This is a genomic window from Vibrio sp. 1249-1 (assembly GCF_033340495.1).
The window spans coordinates 1-561 of the sequence record NZ_JAWOWJ010000959.1; the positions used below are offsets into that span (position 1 = coordinate 1).

Genomic DNA, 561 nt, shown 5'->3' on the forward strand with positions numbered 1-561 from the left:
TGATCTTGGTGTTATCCGTCAACTGATACGTTACGCCGGCATCTACAAACGTATAAGCAGGTTCAACGATGCTGTTGCGTGATGGGCCAGTGACCGGATCCATTTCTTTGCCTCGGTAGGTCACTTTCGTCCAACTCTCTAGGTTGTCTGTTGTTTGCCAAGTGACATCAACATTAAACAGATGCTTTGGAAGTTGCTGAAGTGGCATGCCTTTGTATTCACCCGTTTTTTGCTCCGAGTCGGTAAAGGTATAGCTTGAGCTTAAGTAGATAGTCTCGGTTAGTGGTTTCGCCAACGTTGCTTCTACACCCTGAGTAACAGCTTCATCCACATTAATGCGGTAAGTAGGATCCGCCCCCCATTGGTTTGGGCCATCCGTACAAATTGTATCTGGGCACACCACGCGAGTGATCTTATCTTTAAACTCATTGTGGAAGGCGGTTAACGTCACATCAAGACCAGAATCACCTTGGTAAAGCACACTGATTTCTTTGTTCAGTGAAGTTTCCGGATCCAAATCTGGGTTACCATAAATATTGCCGCCACCACTGACTTGCGCCC

General features: G+C 46.7%; 1 protein-coding gene. It reads right to left on the reverse strand.

Features of this window, described 5'->3' with window-relative positions:
* Positions 1 to 561, reverse strand: a 561-nt coding sequence (locus R7Z50_RS29915; RefSeq protein ID WP_318150073.1) for a TonB-dependent receptor domain-containing protein, incomplete at both ends; no start/stop codon positions are given.